The sequence below is a fragment of the Tateyamaria sp. LSS28 genome, assembly GCF_059611725.1.
The window spans coordinates 292290-308186 of sequence record NZ_JCAPFI010000001.1; the positions used below are offsets into that span (position 1 = coordinate 292290).

Consider the following 15897-nt stretch of genomic DNA (forward strand, 5'->3'; position numbering starts at 1 on the left):
ATCGGGGCCGCGCCTCAGAATAACGGACCGAGAGCTTTAAGAGTCTCCACTCAACTCGTTAAGGGCACGGCGCTGAGCGTCGCTCATCGGCTTGTCTTCGGCCTCGAGAATGCGATGCGCATCACTCTCCATGTTATCGTATTGGCTCGCACGCACGGACCAGAAGAACCCGAGAAGGGCGCAAAGCCCGAGGCCAATAGAGATCGGGATGAGATAAATGATAGCGGTCATTCGGGCACCCTGAGGCGGAGGCCGTTCGCAAGAACTACAATGGAGGAAGACGACATCAGGATCGCGGCGACAAGCGGGCTGAGATAGCCGGCAAGGGCAAGTGGCACCGTCACGATGTTGTAAACGGCTGAGAACGTCAGGTTCTGGCCAATCAGGTCGCGGGCGGCCCGGGCAACCTGAATTGTCCGCGGTACCAATGTGAGGTCAGGTTTGACGAGGACGACGTCTGCCGCAACCTGGGCGACCTCTGTGGCACCAGCGAATGAGATCGAGACATATGCAGCCTTTAGCGCAGGCGCATCATTGATCCCATCCCCCAGCATCAAAGGTTTTTTGTCAGCTTCCATCGCCGTTCTCAGAAATGAAAGCTTGTCATGTGGTGCAGCACCGCCACGGTGCGACGGGATTGCATTGCTGTGAGCGAAGGCTGCGACCGAGGGCTGCGCGTCACCGGATAAAAGGGTCAGTGGCATGTCCAGAGCGTCCAACGCCCCGAGCATATCTGGCAATCCAGCGCGGGCGGTTTCGCGAAAGCGGAAACCATGTATTTGACCTGCAGGAGAGCGATACCACAGGGTCGGAAACTCCGTTGTCTCCGCCCCCCCAACGAATTGTGCAGAGCCGAGCCGCGCGCCATCGGGCGCTTCAATTCCCTGCCCTGGAATCTCTCGCAGATCAGGCAACGGCATCACGTCCAGCCCGTCGCACAACATCTTGGCCAATGGATGCGCGCTGCCAGCTGCAAGCCTTGCGGCGGCGTGACGTACGGCGGCGTGACGTACGGCGGCATCGGGCGCCTGCAGCACCGGAAGCGGCTCGGACAGCGTGCCAGTCTTATCAGCAACCACGACGTTCGCGTCACTCAGCCGTTCCAATGCATCACTTGATTTCACGACGATGCCTGCGCGCATCAACATGTTGACGGCCCGCGCAGAAACCGCAGGGGTCGCGAGCCCGGCAGCGCAGGGGCAGGTTACAACCAGCACGGCAACGGCGATCATCAACGCGTCGGCAAAACTGGCGCCCAAAAGAAAGTACCACAGAGCAAAACCTGCAACACCGCCGCCCAGCACCAGCGGAATATACCCGCGCGCGAATTGGTCGGCCCGTTGTTGCGCTGCACTCTTGTTTGCAACGACATCCGTGATCATTTGGGAAATCTTGCCGATCTGCGCATCCTCACCGATATGGGTGACCTGCAGTCTTGCCGGACCGGTATGCACGATGGCCCCGGCCACAACGGCTTGGGATTTGGTGACCTCCCGTGGAAGGGTTTCGCCCGTTATGACACTTTCATCCACCTGTGCATGGTCCGACAACAGCGCCCCATCGGCAGGCACCCGCTCGCCACTCCCAACAAGGATGACATCGCCTGGAAGCAGATCACCCGCGGCAACAGTTTCTATGCGCCCATCCGCCCCTTCGCGCCTTGCATCAATCTGCATGAGGTTGCGCAGGTTCTCTGCCGCATCCCCTGAGCGTCGTTTCAGCGCACGCTCAATCACGCGGCCGATCAACAGGAAGAAGACCAACGTCGTAACAGCGTCAAAATAGACGTGTTCGGTACCGCGCAGGGTTTCAAACAGGCTGGCCAGATAGGTGATCGCGATGGCGATGGAGATCGGCGTGTCCATCGTCATCGAGCCATGGCGCAAAGCGCGCAGCGAGGGCGCGTAAAAGACCGCACCGGAATATAAGACGACAGGGGTGGCAAGGCCGGCTGAAATCCAATGCAGAAACTGCATACTGCCCGACCCCATATCAGTGGCGACACCTGCCCAGACCGCAAATGAAATTGCCATGATGTTCATCATCGCAAAACTGGCCAATCCCAGTTGCGGCAGCAAGGAAGGCTCGACCGGTGCTGCATCTCCTATCTGAAACGGCAGGGCGTCGTAGCCAATCGCGCGGATTTGGTCGATCAGCGTATCTGCGGTTTGCAGGGCGGGGTCCCAGACCAGCCGAATGCGTTTGACGGTGGCATTGCCGCGGGCGAGCACAACCCCCTGCTGCGCGCCCAAATGGCGTTCGATCTTGGCAATGCAGCCTGCGCAATTCACGCCATCCAGGGCAAAGGTCAGGCTTGCCTGTGTCACTTCGCGGCCCCCTTGATGCTGCGTTCCAGAACCTGCCCTTGGTAGGCGTCAATTGAGATATAGATGTGCCAGGACTTGATCCCGATATAGCCCAGCAACAGCAGTCCGATCATTGCGAACATCTTGTTGCGGAACTGCGGCTCTTTTTCAGTTCGAGGCATCGTCCTTGTCCTCATCCTGACCAGCCCACAGCACATACATTGTCAGCTTCTTGATCTCTTCTTCGGTCAACCGTCCCGACCAGCCCGGCATGACACCTCGGCGTCCGTATTTGAGGGTCTGGGTCAGCACCTCGCGCGACCCGCCATATATCCATGCGTCGTCCACGAGGCTAGGCGCTCCGCTTTCCATGCCGCCAATGCCACCCTCCTCGTGGCAGCTGGAGCAATTGTCCTCGAAAACAGTTACGCCGGTTTTCGCCAGTTCTGTGTCATGCTTAGAGCCGGAAATCTGGAGGACATATTCCACCACAGCTTTCAGATCAGAGCTTTCGATCATACCATCACCAAAGGCTGGCATTTCCGCCCAACGGGTATCGTCATCAAGGTGGTTGATCCCAACTTGCAGCGTGTATTCAATTTCCTCGGGCGTGCCGGACCAAAGCCAATGATCATCTGTCAGATTGGGAAAGTTTGTCTGCCCTTTCAGGTCGCGCCCATGGCATGCCGCGCAATTGTCGCGATAAAGCACGCCAATGGCCTCGCCATACTTGGCCTCAAGCGTTGTATCCTCAGCCAATGCGGTAACATCGAGTTCGGCAAATTCTGGCATTTGCATCAGGCGGAGATCCTGGCGCGCGTCCACGGCAACGGCAACCCTGTCACGCGACGAATATCCCGCAATACCCTTCACATATCCCGAGATGCCAGGCCACGAGGGATAGAGCACCCAAATGATGACTGAGACAATGATTGTCAGCCACAGCGAGATCCGAAAGACCAGTGGCACAGGCGTGTTCAGCTCCTTCAGCCCATCCCATTCATGGCCGGTGGTTTCCTGTCCGCTCGTCTCGTCCAGCTCAGATTTCATCGTTTGATTTCCTCGTCGCTGAGAGGGGATTGTGCTGCCTTGTCGTAGGTTTTCTTATGTGACGGCCAATAGACCCAGAGAGCGGCCAGCAAGAACACGACCAGCAGGTAAACCGCCCCCCAGGTCTTGGAGAAAACAAGGACTGTATCATGGGTCATCTGTTGTTTGCCTCCGCATCGAAGCTGTCAAAATCAACGAGTGTCCCCAGCATTTGCAGATATGCCACAACCGCGTCCATTTCGGTCAACTGGTCGGGCTGGCCATCAAAATCGCGGACCTGCACATTCTCGCCATAGCTTTCGCGCAGATCATCCTCGTAATCCGCAAGTGGGTCGGCCTGCCGCAAGGCGTCTCTTGCCGCATGGTTGATCTGGTCATCCGAATAGGGCACGCCAACGCGCCGCAATGCAGTCAAGGCGCCGCTCAGCTGCTGCGTATCAAGCCTGTTTTCCAGCAGAAAGCTGTAACCTGGCATCACTGACCCTTCGACGAAAACACGCGGATTGGTCAGATGTGCCACATGCCAGATGTCGGAGTATTTCGCACCCACACGGGAGAGATCCGGCCCGGTGCGCTTTGATCCCCATTGGTGCGGGTGATCGTACATGCTTTCGGCGGCAAGGCTGTAATGACCATACCGGTCCACATCCGAGCGAAGTGTGCGGATCATCTGGCTGTGGCAGGCGTAGCACCCTTCGCGCACATAGATATCGCGCCCGGCGCTTTCCAACGGCGTGTAGGGGCGCATCCCATCGACCTTCTCCACGGTGTTTTCAATGGTGAACAGAGGGGCGATCTCAAAGAGGCCACCCAGTGAGGCCACGAACAGGATCATCAGCGCGAACCCGATGCCATTACGTTCCAACCGTTGGTGTGGTGTGCTCATTGCTTTATTCCCCCGGCTGCAGAATTGGACGGTTTGCATCAGATACGGGTGCCATGCGGGGCCCGTTGACGGTCATGTAGATATTGTAGGCTCCGAGACAGGCCCCGATCAGATAGAGCAGCCCGCCGATGGCCCGGGCAAAGTAGTAGGGGCGCATTGCATCCACCGTATCAATGAAGGCGTAGACAAAATTGCCGTCTGGATCATAGGTCTGCCACATCAGCGCTTGGGTGATGCCACTGTTCCACATCGCGCCGACGTAGATCAGCGTGCCGGACAGGGCGAGCCAGAAGTGCCAGGCCTCAAGGCGCAGTGAATAAGTACCTTCTCGCTTCCAGATCCACGGCACCATCTTGTACATCGCCCCAAAGCTGATGAAGGCGACCCAACCCAGCGCGCCCGCGTGCACATGACCCACGGTCCAATCTGTGTAGTGACTGAGCGTGTTAACAGGACGAATGGCGAGGAAGGACCCCTCGAATGTCGCCAGCCCATAAAACAGGATCGCGACCATCATGAAGCGTACGGCGGGATCGGTGCGCACCTTGTCCCAGGCACCGTTGATGGTCAGGATCCCGTTGAACACCGACCCCCAGCTGGGCACCAGCAGGATGACTGACATGGTCATACCCAGATACTGCACCCAATCGGGCAGCGCCGTGTAATGCAGGTGGTGAGACCCGGCCCAGAGGTACAGGAAGGTGATGCCCCAGAACCCGATGATCGACAGGCGGTAGGAATAAATCGGCCGGTTCACCGCCTTGGGCAGGAAGTAGTACATCATCCCGAGGAATCCGGCGGTCAGCAGGAAACCAACGGCGTTATGACCATACCACCATTGCGTCATGGCATCCTGAACGCCGGAAAACAGTGAATAGCTTTTGGGATAGGCAATGCTGACCGGCATTGCGAGGTTGTTGACCACGTGCAGCATCGCGATCACCACGATAAAACCCATGTAGTACCAGTTCGCGACGTAGATGTGTGGCTCTGCCCGGTTGGCAAGCGTGCGCATGTAAATCCACAGGTAACCTACCCATGCAAAGGTCAGAACCAGATCGGCGTACCACTCTGGCTCGGCATATTCCTTGGATTGGGTGATGCCCATCGGGTAGCCTGTGACCGCCAACAGGACGAACAGATTGTAGCCGAAGAAGACAAACCATGGAGAGACTTCACTGGCCAGCCGGGCCCGCGATGTCCGCTGCACAACATAGAATGATGTGGCCATCAGAGCGTTACCACCAAAGCCGAATATAACGGCAGTGGTGTGCATGGGTCGGATACGTCCAAAGTTGGACCATGACATGTCGCCATTCCAGGACGGGATCGCCAGTTGCCACGCCAGGATGTCACCGATGGTGAAGCCGATCACGCCCCAGATAAAGGTCGCCCCAACACCCCATTTGATAACTGTGTCACTGTATTCATGGGGGATATCGGGTCGCGTGTCGTTCAGCCGGTTGATCAGGTTCATTAACCCCCAGCCGGCCACAATTGCGATCAGCCAGCCGTGAAAGACATATCCAGCCTCCCGGCCAAACCCCAGGATCGCAACGCCGAGGAGGAACACCAAGAACGTGACAGCGAAGATGACACCGATTTCGACGCGTTCAGAGTTGGTCATAGCGCAACCTCCTCGTTGTCACGGTCCGCGTCCTTGGTCGCGGGATCATGGTAGAACTCAATGTGGAAACGGACCGACCCATCCGGCGCAATCTTGTGCAGTTCTCCGGGCAGTATCACGCCCGTGTTTTCGGGAGCCAAAAGCTGCGGCTCCCGGTCAATGCGCGTGTACAGCAGCTGGCCACTTTCGATCACGATCAATCCCCAAGAGTTAGGCTTGGTACTGTGATTGCTCAGAAGTGGCTGGGGAATGGTCGTCTCATCAAAGGTTTTGGTCTGCGCATACTTAATTGCGTCGTGAGGCAAAGAAACAGTCATGCGCGCGCTCCTTTGAAGAGGTCGCAATAGGCATGCCATGTGGCAAACCCGAGAAGCGGGAAAATGAAGATGAGGCCCAGAAGACCAGTGAGCAGGCCGATCAGAATGCCTGCACAGACAACAACCGCCCAGCTGATCATCAGGCGGAAGTTATGTGTGGTTGCGTTGAAGCTGAGGCCCATGGCAGAGAAACAATCGATCTTGCGATCCACCAACATTGGAATAGAGAAAACGGAGATCGCAAAGCCAAGCGCCGCAAACAGCCCGCCAAACACACTGCCAACCACAATCGTGGCAATCCCTTGAGGGCTTGACAGCAGTGTCGTCATCGTCTCGACAAACCCCGCGAAGGGCAGAAGGCCGAAGAAGATCGCAAAAATGAGTGTTGCGGCGCGAATCCAGGCCAGAGCGAAAACCATCAAGATGATGCCGATCAGGATGACCTGTTCAGGGGACGCCACATCAGTTGCCCCCCCGTCCTGACCGCGACGGCTCATGCTATAAAGTCCGACGGTCGCCAGTGGCCCTACCAACATGCCTCCCGCCAGAATTGGCAGCAGCGCCCATTCGAGGTCGAAATACCAAAGCAGCAGTATTGTCACCCATCCGGCGGCACAAAGAGCGATGCCGTAGCAGACCGCCGTAGTTGGGTGCCGCTTCAGATCTGATACTGCCAACTGCAGCCAGCGCTTGATCACCGCGGCGATTGGTTCCTCAACCCGGCGCGCTTTCCAGGGGGGGGTGCGGGCTGCTGCAAGATCCATATCAAATCCGTCCTGTCTGAAGTGTGGGAGAGAGCAATGCCATCGCTGCGGCCAGCAACAAGGCAAGTAGTTTTGTGCATTCCAGCGCAATGAAAACCAGATGCAGCTTTGAGCCGCTCAATGCGGTGCCGGCGATCACTTGATCTGTGAGCTCTGACAGCTGTGGCAGAACGACAAAGCGTTGGACGACAAAGACTGACAGGGCGACAAGGACCCATGTTTGCACACGGCGCGTTTCGATCGCGATGGCAAGCGCGGCAAATGCAGCGAGGACCATCTCCAGATACCCCACCCATAAGAACTGCACGCGCCCGACTTGCAGGGCAACTGGCCGCGTCAAGTCGGCCACCTGAAACTTCGCAGGCGCCGCAATCATATTGGCTGAAATTGATGCTCCGGCCCAAATGAGCAGAGACATTACGATTAACAGTCGCGCGGCAATCAGCATGTACAAATCCCTGTTGCCCACTGACAAGCAAGGGGCATGAGGCCGGAGAGGCATTTCTTTGATCTCAAGCAGATTTTTGGGCGATGGCCGCCTGGAAAGTGGATGGCGACCGCGCGCGGTGATGGCCAAATGTGCATTGATCCCTGACTGCGGCTATTCCAGTTAGGGCTGCCGCAAACTCATCGCCCTATCGGATGCCTGACGCAGAGAGGTCAGGCAAAACACTGTTTTTGTCGCTTCACTCCTTAGCTGCCCCGACCACGAATTCTGTGAAAGTATTTTAGAGCTATTAAATGGTATTTACAATACCTATTTTAAGCGTATGATTTAAAGCATGAAAAACCAGAAGTATGTGCCGGCACTTTGGGTATGCTCACTTGATCTCAGCTCGGGTGCTTCGCGCTTGTCAGAATCATCTACATCAAAAAAATAGCTTTAACTAGCTTCTTGAGTGATGCACCAAAAAAGTAGCTTCATCCTGCCTGCCATCGAATGGAGACTTGCCAAGTGACCCCACCCCGCATTGATGTTGATCGGAAGGCTATCGCAGACGTGGTGGCGGTATTTTACCAGCGCGTCCGGAAGGACGGAACGCTCGCCCCGATTTTTGCTGAGCGTGTCAAAAACTGGCCAGAGCATGAGGAAAAGATCACCCGTTTCTGGGCGAATGCACTGCTGTTTGAGCGGTCTTATTCCGGCAATCCGATGCGCGCGCACATGGATGCAGGAAACGTTCGACCGGAACATTTTGAGGGGTGGTTGACCCTTTTTGACGAGGTCCTGAAAGAACACATCAGCTCGCCGCAACGTGAGCAATGGTCCACGTTAGTGCACAGGATTGGTCGCGGATTGTCCTTTGGTTTGACCGAATTCCAGAAAGCACCGGGTGATCCGCCAAAACTCTGACACAGGATCATAGCCCCAAAAGCAGTACGATCCTGCTGTCGCAGTCATTCGGTCAGGGCAATCGCAGTTTCCATAGGGAAATGATCAGCCCCATCTGAATAGTCCGGTTTGATTCTTGGTTCATGATTGGCCGGGCTTCCTCCGGAACAATGGTTTCCAGGGTTGATGGGCGGTAGCCCAGAGCCCTGTGGGGTCGTTCGGTGTTGTAGTGCCTCCTTCCACTGTTCTATCAGGGTTTCTGCCGCACGGACCCCGCGACAGCTTGCCTTGTGTCGAGCGATGCTGGCGCAGTACCCGGCAGGCACGCCGCCCCGAAGCACCCACGAGGTCGATGCAGGCTCGACGGCCGCCGGGGCTCAGAAGTTTCCCATGGCGGCCTCGGTCAGGATCAACTTGTCGAACGTCAGGTCACGTATCGTTTTCCTTAGCCGCTCATTCTCCTTCTGCAGTCGTTTGAGTTCCTTCAGTTGGTGGTTCCCATCCCGCCATACTGCTTGCGCAAGCGATAGTATGTCTGCTCGATGATGCGCACTTCACGGATCGCGTCGACCCACAGCACTCCTTGCCTTACAAACACCTCAACCTGCCGAAACTTCGTGAAAATTCCGTCTCGCTCGTGCCTCTTCGTAGCCATCTTGATCTTCTGTTTTTCTAAACATATCAGCGGACCAATTCCGGGGGGAGGATCAGAAATACTGTGATGAAATTTATATTTTGCATTTGAGTTACCAATAAAATGCAATAGGTATCAGATATGCAGCTTTCATCATTCTCTGACTACGCGATCCGCACGCTCATGCATCTGGCGGTGGCGGATAGACACATGCTGACAACGCGTCAGATTGCAGTCATTCACGGGGCAAAATACAATCATCTTGCAAAAGTCACCCAGTGGCTTGTGCGGGAAGGCTATGTCGTTTCGATGCGCGGCAGAGCGGGTGGACTGAAACTTGCCGTGGATACGAAAGACATTAATGTGGGTCTTGTTTTGCGAGACCTTGAACGTCAAAGCGTGCTTGTTGAATGCATGAGGGCCGATGGCGGATCCTGCATTTTGTCGCCGTTGTGTCCGCTTACAGCGGCTTTGAAGGCTGCACAGACAGCTTTCTTTGACTCCCTTTCCCAACTCACACTCCACGACCTGACAAATGAGAACCGCCCAATTGGCCATTTGCTGTCGCGACTTAATGATGACGTAGCCTAGAGATAAAAAGCGAACGTGGACCTTAACCTCAACTCACTGAGCCGGACCGTTTTGGTATAGAATCCATTCCTGTTTTTTTCTGTTTATTGGCTTGCGGTCAGCTAGGAATTTGCAGGCATGCACAGGCAAACTGTCGAATGTCCGCTTCCCGCCGTTGGTGTTGAATTGCCATGTCCGCCTTGGGCTGGATCCAGTCAACTAACCAAAGCCGTCAAACGACCGCTCCGAGCCTATTCTGCACATCCATCAGGTTGCACCGAATGACAGCTCGTGGCGACACAGCTCGACCAACCGTTCTTCGACTGGCGAGGACTGTACTATGGACGAGTTGGTCGCTCCGAATGGCACGATCCGGTCGATGACCGCTTCCATTTCCGCCACGTCGCGGACGTGCGCGCGTGCAACGAAGCAATCCTCCCCGGAGACGCGATCACAGGCGACGATCTGAGGCGTGTTCTGAATCGCTTCGATCATGTTCTTCATCTCACCCGGCAGAGGTCTTGCGCGGATCAGGAGCGTCAGGCCATAGCCGAGGCGAGCGGGATCGATGCGCGCGCCGTATCCGGTGATGATGCCCACATCCTCAAGACGCCGCACACGGTCCGCGACGCTGGGAGCGGAAAGGCCCACGCGGCGGGACAGTTCTGCGCGGGGAATGCGCGCGTCTGCGCACAGCTCTCGCAGAATCGCGGCGTCGATGCTGTCGAGACCTGTTTCGTCAGATCGAAGGTTTTTGGGCACTTTTTCCTTCGTTTCTGAGAATTTTTCCGCCACTGACATACTTGGTCTCCATATCGTAGGCCGCTCTTACCTTGCATCATGATATCATGTCGGATCGCATCCCAGCAAAATCCACCCTGACCAGCGCCCCGGGCGCCATGTCGCGCATGTCCGAGGCTGTTCCGCCTCATGCATGGTTCGGCGTCTCAGCCGTTTTCCACTATCTTGGCCCCGCCTTTGCGGTCCTGTTGTTTCCGGTCGTCGGGGTGCTGGGCGTCGCCTGGTTCCGCATCGCTTCGGCCGCCCTGATCTTTGCCCCCATCACGAAGCCGTGGCGCACCTTCAAGACATCGACGCCCCGCGAGCGCGTTCTTCTGCTCGCGCTTGGCGGTTGTCTTGCGGTGATGAACAGCTCTTTCTACCTGGCGCTCGACCGGCTGCCGATCTCGCTGGTCGCCGCCATCGAGTTCGTTGGCACGATCGGGATCGCACTCTGGGGTCTTCGCACGGGGCGAAACTGTCTTGCCTTCGCCTTTGCCATCATCGGTGTGGCCCTTCTGATCGACGTGCCGTCGCTTCTGGCGGTGGGCGGACCCGCCCTTACGTCTGACCTTCTGGGCTTGTTCTGGGCTGTGCTGAACGGCTCCCTGTTTGTTCTCTACATCATCCTCGGCCACAAGATTTCCGAAGGTGGCGCATCAGGCGGCGTAGAACGTCTGGGGGCTGCCATGACAGCGGCGTTCATCTTCGTCATGCCAATCGGGTTCTTGCAGGCGCTTGAGGCCTTCGGTGCGCCGTTGCTGGTTTTGGCCGGGATCGGCGTTGGTATCTGTTCCTCGGTCATCCCATATGTCTGCGACCAGCTTGCCATGGCCCGCCTGCCCCGCGCCAGTTTCGCACTTTTGTTGGCCCTGTTGCCTGCGACCGCCACAATGATTGGTGTGATAGTGTTGCGGCAGATTCCGAGCGCCACCGACATGCTTGGTGTGGCTTTGGTTATGATCGGCGTTGCCGTCCATAAACCCGCTCCCGTGTTGTCGCGGTAGCGGGTACCTGATCGAATGGCAACTTTTGCCGGGATTGGAGACCGGGTTTGCGCGGTTCAGAAGCGATCCAGCGCGTAGGCGCTGAGGCTGATGTTCTCCGGTTCGCTGCATACCGTTCTGGCAAGTATGTCACCTGACTTGGGAGCCATCATCAGGCCATAATGCGAGTGGCCAAAGTTCACGAAAAGCCCTGGCTGATCCGTGACTGGCCCGAGCGCGGGCAGGCTGTCTGGAAAAGATGGGCGTCGGCCCATCCAGAATGTTGTGTCATCCGTGCGCAAGTTCGGGAACGCGGACACGGCTACGTTAATCAATTGCTGTTTACGACGTTTCGTCGGTGGTGCGTCAACAGGTGCAAACTCAGCCTGACCGGCAACACGCACGCCGTTCTCCATACTGCTGGCCACGAATTTCGCGTCTACATCCATAACCGAATTGTTGATCTCGATGCCGGGATCGCAGAACTCGACATGATAGCCACGCTCGGCCATCAGCGGAACGGACATGCCAAGATCGGCCAGGAGACTGGGGCTCCATGCACCCAGACAAAGAATGATGCGCTGTGCCCGGAGAATTCCGTCGTCGCACTCAACCTCCCAGTGGCTCTTGTCAGTGCGATGGATCCGCTTGGCCATTGTCCGTTTATACGCCGCGCCCATCTCAAGGGCCTTCTCTGCCAATACATGCCCCAATCTGCCTGGCGAACGCATGCGCGCTTGCCCTTTTATCAGGACGGCAGCGTTAAAGTCCGGACCGAGTTCGGGTTCGATTTCAGCCAGCCGGTTCTTTCCAACAAGCTCCAGATCGGCGCCCATCTCGCTCCGAATAAGATAGTCGATGGATTGCAGATTGGCACGGCCGCCATCACGAAACGCATGTACATACATGCTGTCAGTAATCAGCCCCTCGTGCCCAGTTCCCGCCAAATGCCTTTGATACAGTTCGATGGATGGTCCGCAAAGATGGGACATAGCCTCGGCGCTGGCACGAACATTTTCTTCACGCCCACCGCGAAGGAAGCTGAGGCCCCACGGGATCATTTTCAGCAGGGACCTTGGGTGGATGGACAAAGGTCGCCCGTAGCCAAACATGAGTTTTGGGATCGATTTCCACGTGCCGGGCAACGACTGCGGGATGATCGACCAGGGTGATACCACCCCTGCATTGCCCATCGAAGTTTCCTGGCCGGGCTCGCCCTTGTCTATCAGCGTGACCGGAACGCCCTTTTCAAGCAGCGATAGCGCTGTGCAGATACCGACAATGCCTGCACCGAGGACAATGACAGGCGTTCTGTTGTCAGGCTGCGGCATTGGCGCTTCTTCGTGCGATAGCCTGACTAATGATTGCGGGCGCCGCGATCAAAAGTGCGACCAGATCGGCCTGGAGGGAGGGCGCGATAAACACCAAGCCAGCGATGGCCAGCAGAACACGGAAAATCGCGCCCATTGGTGCAAGCCAATAGCCCACGACCGCGGCTGACAAAGAGATAACACCTGCGATGCAGCTTGCGGCGGTGTAGGAGAATTCCCATAGGTCGAAGCCAGTGGACGACACGAAAAGCAGCACGGGTGCATAGACGAATGCCATTGGCGCGACGACCTTTCCAAGGCCGAGTGTGAAGGCGCTGATCCCCGTTCGGAACGGGTTTGAGTTTGCGATCGCTGCGGCGGCGTAGGCCGAGGTGCAGACCGGCGGCGTAATCTCGGCCACCACGCCGTAGTAGAGCACGAACATGTGCGACGCAATCGGCGGGATACCAAGCTGTGCCAATGCCGGTTGGGCGACCGATACGAGCATGATGTAGAGCGCAGTTGTCGGCACGCCTGCACCCATCAGGATGCAGGCCAGTGCAATAAAGACGAGGCTAATGAACAGTGTCAGGTCTTCGACAGTAAAAAGTTCATAGGCGCCGAACTGGAACAGCCAGATCAGGTCATTGCCAAGGTTGGTAGCCGCCTGTGTGACCATGAAGCCGATGCGGAAGCCGACACCCGTTGTGTTGATGACACCGATGACAATGCCCACCGCTGCCGAGGCTGCGCCGACCGCTAGCGCATATTTTACGCCGGTCTCGAACGTGTCCGCCATTTCAGACAGCGTGGTGCGATGTTGCGGATTGAGTGTCGCAAGGACCGCACCGCCGATCAGGATGATCGACATGGTCAGGTCAAATCCGCCGCCCAAGTATTTCCAGGCGACGAAGGCGATGAAAGCGGCGGCGTAAACCAGTGTGATCGGCACTTTCATCCGGCTCATCCCCGCGATGATGGCCAACGAGATGCCGCAGAACGCCGACATATAGGGTGTGTAGCCCGAAAACAGCACGACCAGCAGCCCGACCAGCGGGACGATGTTGGCCCAGCCGTCACGCCAGACCGCGCCAAGCTGCGGCAGTGCGTCCTTCGTCAGCCCCTTCAGCCCGAGGCGGCGGGCCATCAGGTGGACAACAGTAAAGACGCCGACGTAGTGCAGCAGGGCCGGGAAGATCGCGGCGATGACGATCGTGGTGTAAGGCACCTCGAGAAACTCTGCCATGATGAAGGCCGCGGCCCCCATGATGGGCGGCGTGATCTGACCGCCTGCCGAGGCCGCAGCCTCGACACCACCTGCAAAGTGGCCCGGATAGCCCAGCCGTTTCATGTTCGGGATGGTCAGCGCACCAGTGGAAACCGTGTTCGCGACCGATGAGCCAGAAATGGTACCGAAGAAGGCCGAAGACACGACCGACACCTTCGCCGGACCGCCGGTATAGCGGCCTGCGAGGATGGTGGCGTTGTCGATAAAGAGCTGCCCGAGACCGGTGCGTTGGGCGATTACGCCAAAGAGCACAAAGTGGAACACGATGGTCGATACGACCCAAAGCGTGACACCAAAGATGCCTTCCTGCGGGAAGTACATCGACGAGACGAACGTGTTGAACTTCACGCCCGGGTGTTGAAGCAGGCCCGGAAAGATCGGCCCGAACAGCGCGTAGCAGATGAAAACGCTGATGATCAAAGGCAAGATCCAGCCCAGGGTGCGTCGCGCAATGTCGAGGACAAGCACGATCAGGATGCAGCCGAACAGCATGTCAAAGCCGTTCGGATTGCCCATCCGGAAGGTCATCTCCTCAACCCCCAGCCAGGCGACGCCGCGCCACGCAAAGCCAAGGTATAGCGCCGATGCGACGCCGAGGATCATCAGGATGATGTCAAGGTAAGGCACGCCGCCAAGGCGCAAGGTGCCGGTATTCAGATCAAATGAGGTCTTCGTTTTGATCAACGGATAGAAGGAATAGGTTAGAATAAAGAGACCCGATAGATGCCAGCCCATGTGCCAATAGTCCGGCGGGAGCGCGAAACCTGCGGTAAGGTAGTGGTACACGGCGAAGGTGAGGGCGACGTAGCGAAGGAATTTGCCGAAGACCGGTGTGACCGAGCGGGTTGCGGCCCCTTCATCGTATTTTTCTTCGATCGCTGCGAGCTCAGCTTCCGTCAACTCGCGCACGTCTTCTGATCGCGGATCGCTCATGACGCGCCCTCCTTAGGTCGAATGTCGTTGATCAAAAAAGAAACGGACGGCTATGGCCGTCCGTTTCTGTTGGGAGGTTATTCGAGAAGCCCGGCTTCCTTGTAGAACTTCTCTGCACCGGCATGCAGCGGCACGCCCAGAGCAGCGATGCCGTCAAGCGCCGTGTCCGGTGTGATCTGCTTGCCCTTCGCGTGCCCGTTGTCCAGGAGCTTGCGCGTGTTGTCGTTCCACAGCGCAGCAGTGATGCCGTAAACAAGCTCTTCGGATAGGTCGGACGACACCACCAGAAGCGCGGACACCGCAGGCGTTTTCACATCGTAGTCGATGCCTTCGTACACGCCTGCCGGGATCATCGACGGGATGTAGGCCGGGATGACCTCGTTGATCTTGGCGAGATCCGCTTCGGTGAACGTGTGAAGCTCCATGCCCTTGGTTGTGGCCAGTTGAACCATCGCCGAGACGGGCCAGCCCGCCGCGTAGAAGTAGGCGTCCAGCTGACCATCGGCGAGACGTTCAGCGGATTGCGAGTTGTTCAATTCAGCCTCGTCGTAGTTGTCGCGGTTCAGGTCCCATTCGGCCAGCATCATCTCGACAGCGACCTGCGTGCCAGAACCAGCCTGCGCGATGCCGACGCGCTTGCCTTCGAGATCGGACAGTGACGCGATGCTTGCACCTTCGGGCAGAACCAGATGGAGGTCTTCGGGATAGAGGTTCGCAACGACCCGCAGCTTTTCATGCGGCTTGCCGTCGAACTTGCCCTCGCCCAAATACATCGAGCGCGTCACGTCCGCGGCGGCCATACCCGCCTCCAACTCGCCGTTCTGCACGGCGGTGTTGTTGAAGACCGACGCCGTGGTCGACTGAGCAATTGCGATCAGGCCCGGCACGCCGCATTGGCCGCCTTCATCGCAGGGCCGCGATCCCGGAGGCGCTGAAATGCCGTTTGCGATGGTGCCCCCAATCGGGAAATAGGTGCCGCCCGCACTGCCTGTGCCGATCCGGAAAAATGTCGGGTCCTGTGCAAAGGCTGTGCCTGCACTCAACGTTGCGGCGACAGCAAAAGCCAAAAGTTTTGATGATTTGTTCATTATATACTCCCTGTGAACAGACTTC

The 15897-nt window shown here is 57.4% G+C and carries 17 protein-coding genes and 1 pseudogene; 3 read left to right on the forward strand and 15 right to left on the reverse strand.

What is annotated here, in order from left to right; genetic code table 11:
- Window positions 1-36 precede the first annotated feature (36 nt).
- The 10 genes from ccoS to AC53L6_RS01640 are packed head-to-tail and all read right to left on the reverse strand — an operon-like array spanning window position 37 to window position 7368.
- A complete protein-coding gene (gene ccoS, locus AC53L6_RS01595) occupies window positions 37-231 on the reverse strand; it encodes a cbb3-type cytochrome oxidase assembly protein CcoS (RefSeq protein ID WP_299207693.1) in 195 nt (64 codons plus the stop codon).
- Window positions 228-2327, reverse strand: coding sequence for a heavy metal translocating P-type ATPase (locus AC53L6_RS01600; protein WP_496906560.1), 2100 nt, complete (start codon window positions 2325-2327; stop codon window positions 228-230). Before AC53L6_RS01600 ends, ccoS begins: the two co-directional genes overlap by 4 nt.
- The gene (locus tag AC53L6_RS01605) at window positions 2324-2488 is read right to left on the reverse strand and encodes a hypothetical protein (RefSeq protein ID WP_299207699.1); all 165 of its coding nucleotides are present in this window, start codon (window positions 2486-2488) and stop codon (window positions 2324-2326) included. The genes AC53L6_RS01600 and AC53L6_RS01605 overlap by 4 nt, the downstream gene beginning before the upstream one ends.
- Window positions 2475-3356, reverse strand: a complete 882-nt coding sequence (gene ccoP, locus AC53L6_RS01610) for a cytochrome-c oxidase, cbb3-type subunit III (RefSeq protein ID WP_496906561.1) — start codon at window positions 3354-3356, stop codon at window positions 2475-2477. The genes AC53L6_RS01605 and ccoP overlap by 14 nt, the downstream gene beginning before the upstream one ends.
- Window positions 3353-3514, reverse strand: coding sequence for a cbb3-type cytochrome c oxidase subunit 3 (locus tag AC53L6_RS01615; protein ID WP_299207705.1), 162 nt, complete (start codon window positions 3512-3514; stop codon window positions 3353-3355). Before AC53L6_RS01615 ends, ccoP begins: the two co-directional genes overlap by 4 nt.
- The gene (gene ccoO, locus AC53L6_RS01620) at window positions 3511-4242 is read right to left on the reverse strand and encodes a cytochrome-c oxidase, cbb3-type subunit II (protein ID WP_496906562.1); all 732 of its coding nucleotides are present in this window, start codon (window positions 4240-4242) and stop codon (window positions 3511-3513) included. Before ccoO ends, AC53L6_RS01615 begins: the two co-directional genes overlap by 4 nt.
- A 4-nt stretch (window positions 4243-4246) precedes the next feature.
- Entirely contained in the window at window positions 4247-5869 is a 1623-nt protein-coding gene (gene ccoN / locus AC53L6_RS01625) for a cytochrome-c oxidase, cbb3-type subunit I (protein ID WP_299599965.1), read from the reverse strand.
- Entirely contained in the window at window positions 5866-6186 is a 321-nt protein-coding gene (locus AC53L6_RS01630; protein WP_496906563.1) for a TehB-like domain-containing protein, read from the reverse strand. Before AC53L6_RS01630 ends, ccoN begins: the two co-directional genes overlap by 4 nt.
- Window positions 6183-6950 carry a DUF2189 domain-containing protein gene (locus AC53L6_RS01635; protein ID WP_496906564.1) on the reverse strand — a complete coding sequence of 256 codons (768 nt, stop codon included), beginning with the start codon at window positions 6948-6950 and terminating at the stop codon, window positions 6183-6185. Before AC53L6_RS01635 ends, AC53L6_RS01630 begins: the two co-directional genes overlap by 4 nt.
- A 1-nt stretch (window position 6951) precedes the next feature.
- The gene (locus tag AC53L6_RS01640) at window positions 6952-7368 is read right to left on the reverse strand and encodes a hypothetical protein (RefSeq protein ID WP_299771137.1); all 417 of its coding nucleotides are present in this window, start codon (window positions 7366-7368) and stop codon (window positions 6952-6954) included.
- 537 nt (window positions 7369-7905) lie between these two features.
- Here AC53L6_RS01640 and AC53L6_RS01645 point away from each other — a divergent pair.
- Entirely contained in the window at window positions 7906-8304 is a 399-nt protein-coding gene (locus AC53L6_RS01645) for a group III truncated hemoglobin (RefSeq protein ID WP_299207722.1), read from the forward strand.
- Window positions 8305-8523: 219 nt separating this feature from the next.
- Here the strand turns inward: AC53L6_RS01645 and AC53L6_RS01650 are convergent.
- Window positions 8524-8938: pseudogene (locus AC53L6_RS01650) on the reverse strand (transposase); the annotation flags it as partial.
- Between the two features lie 120 nt (window positions 8939-9058).
- Here AC53L6_RS01650 and AC53L6_RS01655 point away from each other — a divergent pair.
- Entirely contained in the window at window positions 9059-9508 is a 450-nt protein-coding gene (locus AC53L6_RS01655) for an RrF2 family transcriptional regulator (protein WP_496906565.1), read from the forward strand.
- Window positions 9509-9754: 246 nt separating this feature from the next.
- On the opposite strand, the gene AC53L6_RS01660 is transcribed toward AC53L6_RS01655, so the two are convergent.
- Entirely contained in the window at window positions 9755-10288 is a 534-nt protein-coding gene (locus AC53L6_RS01660) for an Lrp/AsnC family transcriptional regulator (RefSeq protein ID WP_496906566.1), read from the reverse strand.
- 47 nt (window positions 10289-10335) lie between these two features.
- Between AC53L6_RS01660 and AC53L6_RS01665 the strand changes: the two genes are divergently transcribed.
- On the forward strand, window positions 10336-11274 hold the full coding sequence (locus AC53L6_RS01665; RefSeq protein WP_496906567.1) for an EamA family transporter: 939 nt from the start codon (window positions 10336-10338) through the stop codon (window positions 11272-11274).
- 56 nt (window positions 11275-11330) lie between these two features.
- On the opposite strand, the gene AC53L6_RS01670 is transcribed toward AC53L6_RS01665, so the two are convergent.
- The 3 genes from AC53L6_RS01670 to AC53L6_RS01680 form a co-directional block, all read right to left on the reverse strand.
- A complete protein-coding gene (locus AC53L6_RS01670) occupies window positions 11331-12584 on the reverse strand; it encodes an NAD(P)/FAD-dependent oxidoreductase (RefSeq protein WP_496906568.1) in 1254 nt (417 codons plus the stop codon).
- Window positions 12571-14784: a TRAP transporter permease gene (locus AC53L6_RS01675; RefSeq protein ID WP_496906569.1), complete on the reverse strand. Its 2214-nt coding sequence runs from the start codon at window positions 14782-14784 to the stop codon at window positions 12571-12573. The genes AC53L6_RS01670 and AC53L6_RS01675 overlap by 14 nt, the downstream gene beginning before the upstream one ends.
- A gap of 77 nt (window positions 14785-14861) precedes the next feature.
- Window positions 14862-15872: a TAXI family TRAP transporter solute-binding subunit gene (locus tag AC53L6_RS01680; protein WP_496906570.1), complete on the reverse strand. Its 1011-nt coding sequence runs from the start codon at window positions 15870-15872 to the stop codon at window positions 14862-14864.
- Between the last annotated feature and the right edge of the window lie 25 nt (window positions 15873-15897).